The 6,996-nt window shown below is 68.4% G+C and carries 8 protein-coding genes; 4 read left to right on the top strand and 4 right to left on the bottom strand.

Annotated elements, in window-relative coordinates:
• Nucleotides 1-479: 479 nt before the first annotated feature.
• The 3 genes from motB to msrB form a co-directional block, all read right to left on the bottom strand.
• Nucleotides 480-1,424, bottom strand: coding sequence for a flagellar motor protein MotB (gene motB / locus RSA25_RS02535; RefSeq protein ID WP_332807352.1), 945 nt, complete (start codon nucleotides 1,422-1,424; stop codon nucleotides 480-482).
• Nucleotides 1,425-1,433: 9 nt separating this feature from the next.
• Nucleotides 1,434-2,288 (bottom strand): flagellar motor stator protein MotA, encoded by an 855-nt coding sequence (gene motA / locus RSA25_RS02530; RefSeq protein WP_332807351.1) that lies wholly within the window; start codon nucleotides 2,286-2,288, stop codon nucleotides 1,434-1,436.
• Between the two features lie 128 nt (nucleotides 2,289-2,416).
• The gene (msrB, locus tag RSA25_RS02525; protein ID WP_332807350.1) at nucleotides 2,417-2,884 is read right to left on the bottom strand and encodes a peptide-methionine (R)-S-oxide reductase MsrB; all 468 of its coding nucleotides are present in this window, start codon (nucleotides 2,882-2,884) and stop codon (nucleotides 2,417-2,419) included.
• Nucleotides 2,885-3,024: 140 nt separating this feature from the next.
• Between msrB and RSA25_RS02520 the strand changes: the two genes are divergently transcribed.
• Both RSA25_RS02520 and RSA25_RS02515 read left to right on the top strand, forming a co-directional pair.
• Complete coding sequence (locus RSA25_RS02520; RefSeq protein ID WP_332807349.1) at nucleotides 3,025-3,438, top strand: classical arabinogalactan protein 4; 414 nt, start codon at nucleotides 3,025-3,027, stop codon at nucleotides 3,436-3,438.
• 156 nt (nucleotides 3,439-3,594) lie between these two features.
• Nucleotides 3,595-3,762 (top strand): lana protein, encoded by a 168-nt coding sequence (locus RSA25_RS02515; protein ID WP_332807348.1) that lies wholly within the window; start codon nucleotides 3,595-3,597, stop codon nucleotides 3,760-3,762.
• Nucleotides 3,763-3,823: 61 nt separating this feature from the next.
• Here RSA25_RS02515 and RSA25_RS02510 read toward each other — a convergent pair whose 3' ends face one another.
• Nucleotides 3,824-4,303 carry an Lrp/AsnC ligand binding domain-containing protein gene (locus tag RSA25_RS02510; protein WP_017356503.1) on the bottom strand — a complete coding sequence of 160 codons (480 nt, stop codon included), beginning with the start codon at nucleotides 4,301-4,303 and terminating at the stop codon, nucleotides 3,824-3,826.
• A 149-nt stretch (nucleotides 4,304-4,452) separates the two neighbouring features.
• Here RSA25_RS02510 and RSA25_RS02505 point away from each other — a divergent pair, with 149 nt between their 5' ends.
• A complete protein-coding gene (locus RSA25_RS02505; RefSeq protein WP_332807347.1) occupies nucleotides 4,453-5,763 on the top strand; it encodes a D-amino acid dehydrogenase in 1,311 nt (436 codons plus the stop codon).
• The gene (gene alr / locus RSA25_RS02500) at nucleotides 5,742-6,818 is read left to right on the top strand and encodes an alanine racemase (protein WP_332807346.1); all 1,077 of its coding nucleotides are present in this window, start codon (nucleotides 5,742-5,744) and stop codon (nucleotides 6,816-6,818) included. Before RSA25_RS02505 ends, alr begins: the two co-directional genes overlap by 22 nt.
• The last annotated feature ends 178 nt before the right edge of the window (nucleotides 6,819-6,996 follow it).

Below are 6,996 nucleotides of genomic sequence, written 5' to 3'. Positions count from 1 at the left end.
GTCCGGGAACGCATGACCTCCACCGGGATGGCATCCGGCAACGGCCATGCCGTCGCAGTCAACCCGCGGTAGGGTCGGGTCCCAACCGACCGCCGATGAACGGGCCACGTCCGGGAACGCATGACCTCCATCGGCATGGCATCCAGGAACGGTCATTCCGCCGCAGCCAACCCGCGGTAGGGTCGGGTCCCAACCGACCGCCGATGAACGGGCCACGTCCGGGAACGCATGACCTCCATCGACATGGCATCCGGCAACGGCCATGCCGTCGAAGGTCATGCCCACATTGAACGTTGCCCATCCGCGTGCAGTCGGCCGGGGCGCGACCCTACCAAGGCGCGGCGTCCGCATCGTTCGGGCGTGCGGCCGTCGAAGGCGCGGCGTCCGCATCGCCCGGGCGTGCGGCCGTCACCAGGGCGCGGTGCCCGCATCCCCCGGCGGGCAGGCGGCTGCCCCACCGAATGCCGACCGGCCCCCGGTCAGGGCGTGGCCGGCGGCGCCTGCGGGGCCTGGATGTCGGCGTCGGCGGCGGTGGGCGAGAGCGCCACTTCCTGCCCGGCCCCGGCCAGGGCGGCGGCCTCGGCGGCCTTGGTCATCACCACGATGCTGATGCGGCGGTTGATCGGGTTGTCCGGCTGGGTCTTGTCGAACAGCACCGACGAGGACAGGCCGACCACGCGGGTCACCTTGTCTTCGGTCATGCCGCCGTCGAGCAGGGCACGGCGGGCGGCGTTGGCGCGGTCGGCGCTCAGCTCCCAGTTGCTGTAGCCGTGCACGGCGTTGTACGCGGTGGTGTCGGTGTGGCCGGTGATGCTGATCCGGTTCGGCACGTGGTTGATGAAGGCCGACAGCTCGCGCAGGATCTCGCGTGTGTACGGCTTGAGCGCGGCGCTGCCCATGTCGAACATCGGCCGGTTCTGCTTGTCCACGATCTGGATGCGCAGGCCTTCGGGCGTGAGGTCCAGCAGCAGCTGGTCCTTGAACGGCTCCAGCGCCTGGCTCTTGCTGATGGCCTCCTCCAGCTCCTGCTTGAGCGCCTCCAGCTGCTGCTGTTCGCGCTCACGCTCGTTCTGCGGCACCGGCTTTTCGGCCTGCTGGTTCTGGAAGGGGTCGTTGCTGTTGCCGCGCGAGATGTCCGTGGCCCCGCCCAGCTTGATCATCGAGGTGCTGGCCCCGCCCGGCCCGGCCATGCCCGGCGCCGGCGTGGAACTCTGCCCGGTCAGCGGGCTGGGGTTGCGGAAATACTCGGAGATCGCCTGGCGCTCCGGCTTGGTGGTGGCCGCCATCAGCCACAGCACCAGGAAGAAGGCCATCATCGCGGTCACGAAGTCGGCATAGGCAACCTTCCACGCACCGCCATGGTGGGCGGCGTGGCCGGCTTTCTTGACCCGGCGGACGATGACGGTGGGTTTGTTCTCGGCCATGGCGGTGCCTTACTTGACCGTCTTGAGGTGCGCTTCGAATTCGCTGAAGCCCGGGCGCACGTTCGAGGGCAGGGTCTTGCGGGCGAATTCCAGCGCGATCTTGGGGTTGTAGCCGCGCAGGCAGGCCAGCAGCGCGGTCTTGACCGACTCGTAGATGCGGCTGTCCTGTTCGGCGCGCGCTTCCACGGCGGCCGCCAGCGGGCTGACGAAGCCGTAGGCCATCAGGATGCCCAGGAAGGTGCCGACCAGCGCGCCGGCCACGTGGGCGCCCACTTCCTCGATGGCCCCGCCGATGGAACCCATGGTGATCACGATGCCCAGCACCGCGGCCACGATGCCGAAACCGGGCAGGCCGTCGGAGACCTTGTTGAGCACCGCCGAGGGCTGCATCGCTTCGGCGTGGTGCTTTTCCAGCTCCAGCTCCAGCAGCGGCTCCAGCTCGTGCGGCTCGATGTTGCTGCCGATCATCAGGCGCAGGCAGTCGGTGATGAAGTCGACCAGGTGGTGGTCGGCCTGCACCTTGGGGTAGTTGGCGAAGATGCTGCTCTCGGCCGGGCGCTCGACGTGGTCTTCCAGCGCCATGAAGCCCTCGCGGCGGGCCTTGTTGAGCAGTTCATAGAGCAGGCTGAGGACGTCGATGTAGTCTTGCTGCTTGTAGGCCGGGCCCTTGAACACGCCCACGGTGGCCTGCAGGGTCTGCTTGACGGTCTTGATCGGGGTGCCGACCAGGAACGCGCCCAGGGCCGCGCCGCCGATGATGACCAGTTCGTAGGGCTGCCACAGGGCGCCCAGCTTGCCGTGCGCGCCGACGTAGCCGCCCAGCACGCTGATGATGACAACGAGGAATCCAACGATGATGAGCATGGGGCGGGCGCGGAGTAGGGGATACCTCTCCATGTCGGCCCGCCTTCAGGTTTTCTGAAGGGGGCCGTTCGCTCGACGTCACACTTTTGTGATCCCGCCGACCCGGTCCGGGCCGGCCCCGACGCCCGTCAGCCGGCCGGTTGCGCCTCGGCACCGCCGCGTTGCAAGGGGTCCGGATAGGCCTGGCCATTGGCGGTGAAGCCCAGCGACACCGAATTGAGGCAGTGGCGCTCATGGGTGGGCGGCGGGCCGTCGGGGAACACATGACCCAGATGGCTGTCACACCGCGCGCAGACGATTTCGGTGCGGATCATGCCGTGGCTGATGTCACGGATCTCCCGCACGTGGGCTGGATCGAAGGGGGCGAAGAAGCTGGGCCAACCGGTGCCGGAGTCGAACTTGGTGCTGGAGCGGAACAGCGGCAGCCCGCACAGGCGGCAGCCGTAGACCCCGTCCTGCTTGTTGTCCAGGAACACGCCGCAGAACGGGGCTTCGGTGCCGTGCTGGAGCAGCACGCGGCGCTCGTCGGCGCTCAGGCCGGCTTCCAGGGCCTGGCGCTGGGCGTCGCTGGGGGGAGAGAGATCGAAGGCGGTCATCGGCGGTTCCTCGCAGGGGTGCAGTTGAGATTGGGCCGGCGGCCGGCGCTTCAAGCCGGTCGGGGGCCGTACCCGGGCCATTCATGGTGCCGATACCGGCGTGGGCGCACAGTGCAGCGATCCCCCTGCCGGAGCCCGCCATGTCCCGTCACCTCCGCTGTGCCGCCGCGCTGGCGCTGTTGTTGCCGGCGGTGGCCGTTGCCCAGATCGGCCCGCCGCCGGACCCGACGGCCACCCGCGCCGCCCCGGTCAGCCAGCCGGCCCCCGCGCCGCTGCCGGCCCCGGTGCGCAGCGAGCCGGCCGATGGCCCGGCCGCCCAGCGCGCCAGCAACCGCCAGGTGGAGCAGCGGCTGGCGCGCCCGCCGATCCAGGCCCAGGGCACCGGCCCGGCCCAACCCATCCAGGGCCCGGCGGTGCAGACCAAGGTCTATGACCGCAACGGCCGCATCATTCCCGGTGCGCAGAAGGTCGGGCCCAACCGCGTGCTCGATACCCGCACCGGCAAGTACTACGACGCGATCCCCAGCGGCGATGGGCAGCAGATCAAACCGTAGCGGCCGCGCATGAATGCTTTACAAACCGGCCCGCGCAGTCATCTGCATCAACGCCGCACCTCACTGCTTTTTCGCCTGCGATTAACTGGAATTCCCGGACTCTGTGCGTGCGCCAAAACGCGGCGTATTCCAAGGTTTTTCCAGAAGAGTGCAATCATGACCAACCAGCAGAACCAGAAAGGCGGCAAGATGCCGCAGGAACAGCAGGGCAGTCAGCAGCACCAGAAGGCCGGCCAGCAGAATCAGCAGCAGTGGGACCAGCAGAACCAGAAAGGCAAACAGCCTGACCAGCAGCGTCACCCCGATTCCAAGCAACAGCGCTGACGCGCGCAAGGCATGATCGAAGGCGGTGCGCGCAAGCGCGCCGCCTTTTGCGTTGGCCTGCTCAGTCCGGGATCGGCAGGGTCAGGGTCTCCTTGACCTCTTCCATCACGATGTAGCTCTTGGATTCGCGCACGTGCGGCAGGGTCAGCAGGGTGCTGCCCAGCAGCTTGCGATAGGACGCCATCTCGCTGATGCGCGCCTTGAGCAGGTAGTCGAAATCGCCCGACACCAGGTGGCATTCCAGCACGTTGGGCAGCTTCAGCGCGGCGCGACGGAACTCCTCGAAGATGTCGCCGGATTTGTAGGCCAGGCTGATCTCCACGAACACCAGCAGGCTGGCCTTGAGATAGTGCGGATCCAGCTTGGCGTAGTAGCCGGTGATCGCCCCGTCGCGTTCCAGCCGGCGCACCCGTTCGGTGCACGGGGTGGTGGACAGGCCGACCCGCTCGCCCAGTTCGGTGAAGGAGATCCGGCCCTCGGCCTGCAGGATGCGCAGGATCTTGCGGTCGATCTTGTCCAGTTCGCGGGCGCGCACGGCCATGGGCGTCATCCAGTGATGGGGGTTGGCGCGACAATACCCTGCCTTTACTCCTAAAAACAGGCGAAATGCTTGGTTTGGCCGGAATATACTTGCCCAATTATGGTCCCCGCACGCCTCAGTGCAGGGAATGATCGGGTTGGAGAAGCAGCATGCGCGTTCTAGTCCTTGGCAGCGGCGTGATCGGCACCACCAGTGCCTGGTACCTGCGGCAGGCCGGGTTTGAAGTCACCGTGGTGGACCGCCAGCCCGGTCCGGCCCTCGAAACCAGCTTCGCCAACGCCGGCCAGCTTTCCTTCGGCTACACCTCGCCGTGGGCGGCGCCGGGCGTGCCGCTGAAAGCGGTCAAGTGGCTGTTCTCCGAGCATGCCCCGCTGGCGATCCGGCCCGGGCTGGACTGGCGCCAGTACGCCTGGCTGGCGCAGATGCTGCGCAACTGCACCCATGAGCGCTACGCCATCAACAAGGCGCGCATGGTGCGCATGTCCGAGTACAGCCGCGACTGCCTGAACGAGCTGCGTGCGCAGACCGGCATCGCCTTCGAGGGCCGCGACCTGGGCACCACCCAGTTGTTCCGCACCCAGCAGCAGCTGGACGCCTCGGCCCAGGACATCGAGGTGCTCGCCCAGTACGGGGTGCCCTACAAGGTGCTGGACCGCGAGGGCATCATCGCCCACGAGCCGGCCCTGGCCGCAGTGGCCGATACGCTGGTGGGGGCGCTGTGGTTGCCGCGCGACCAGACCGGCGACTGCCAGCTGTTCACCCGCCGCCTGGCGCAGATGTGCGTGGACGCCGGGGTGGAGTTCCGCTTCGAGCAGGACATCACCGGGCTGCAGACCGACGGCGACCGCATCACCGGCGTGCGGATCGACGGCAAGGTGGAGACCGCCGACCGCTACGTGGTGGCGCTGGGCAGCTATTCGCCGGCGCTGGTGGACCCGTTGGGCCTGCGCCTGCCGGTGTACCCGCTCAAGGGCTATTCGCTCACCCTGCCGATCACCGATGCGGCCATGGCGCCCACCTCGACGATCCTGGATGAGAGCTACAAGGTGGCGGTGACCCGCTTCGACGACCGCATCCGGGTGGGCGGCATGGCCGAGGTGGGCGGGTTCGACCTGTCGCTGTCGCCCAAGCGCCGCGCCACGCTGGAGAAGGTGGTGGGCGATCTGTACCCGCACGGCGGGGACCTGTCGCGCGCCGAATTCTGGACCGGCCTGCGCCCGGCCACCCCCGATGGCACGCCGGTGATCGGCGCCACGCCGTACCGCAACCTGTTCCTCAACACCGGCCACGGCACGCTGGGGTGGACCATGGCCTGCGGGTCGGGTCGCTACCTGGCCGACCTGATGAGCGCGCGCCAGCCGCAGATCAGCACCGAAGGCCTGGATATCTTCCGTTACGGCCATGCGGCCGCGTCCGTTGTTCATAGTGAGCCCAAAGCATGCGCCCAGCCCGCGCGTTGATCGACCTGGACGCGTTGCGCGCCAATTTCCGCCTGGCCCGTGAACTGGGTGGCCAACGCAAGACCCTGGCCGCGATCAAGGCCGATGCCTACGGGCACGGCGCGGTCGCGTGCGCGCGCGCGCTGGAAGGCGAGGCGGATGCGTTCGGGGTGGCCTGCATCGAAGAAGCCCTGGAACTTCGCGAGGCGGGCATCCGCACGCCGATCGTGCTGCTGGAAGGGTTCTTCGATGCGCAGGAACTGCCGCTGATCGTGCAGCATGAATTGTGGTTTGCGGTGGGGACGCCGTGGCAGGTGGAGGCGGTGGCGGCGTTTGAGACGACGGCGATGCTGCGCATCTGGTTGAAGCTGGACAGCGGCATGCACCGGCTTGGGCTGTCACCGGCCGACTTCCGCGCGGCGCATGCGCGCCTGTCGGCGCTGCCGCAGGTGGGGCCGATGGTGCTGATGAGCCACCTGGCGCGCGCGGACGAGCTGGACAGCCCGCGCACGCGCGAGCAGGCGGCGTTGTTCGCGGCGACGATCGAGGGGCTGGCGGGGGAGACGAGCCTGTGCAATTCGCCGGCGCTGCTGGGCTGGCCGGACGTGCGCAGCGACTGGGTGCGGCCGGGCCTGATGCTCTACGGGGCGAACCCGTTGCCGCACGATGCTGGGCTGGGCGCGCGGTTGCGCCCGGTGATGACGATGGAGTCGAAGATTTTCGCGGTGCGTGAGATCGGGGTGGGCGAGCCGGTAGGCTACGGTGCGCGCTTCGTGGCCGAGCGGCCGACGCGCGTGGGCGTGGTAGCGCTGGGTTACGCGGACGGCTACCCGCAGTTCGCGCCGAACGGGACGCCGGTGATGATCGACGATGCGCCGGGCCAGCTGATCGGGCGGGTATCGATGGACATGCTGACGGTGGACCTGACCGACCTGCCACAGGCGGGGGTGGGCAGCCGCGTGACGCTGTGGGGCGCATCACCGCGCCTGGACGTGCTGGCGCCGTTGTGTGGCGTCAGCGCCTATCAGCTGCCCTGCGCTGTCAAACGCGTGCCGCACGAGCACGTGGGCGGCTGACCTGGTGTTGGTCGAGGTTTGAAGAACGGCGCCTGAGGGCGCCGTTTTTTTGGCTTCGTTTGATTGTTGGGCAGAGCAGAGCAGAGCAGATCAACGGCTCGCGAGTGCGGCGCTTTCGTGCGCGGGGCGGGTACGGGCGGGGGTGCGGGACACGCCGTAAACACGTCCTTGTGGGCTC

The sequence above is a fragment of the Stenotrophomonas sp. genome (assembly GCF_036662295.1).
Taxonomy (GTDB): domain Bacteria; phylum Pseudomonadota; class Gammaproteobacteria; order Xanthomonadales; family Xanthomonadaceae; genus Stenotrophomonas.
The sequence above is the reverse complement of the archived record's forward strand: the minus strand, read 5'-3'. Positions and strand labels throughout refer to the sequence as shown.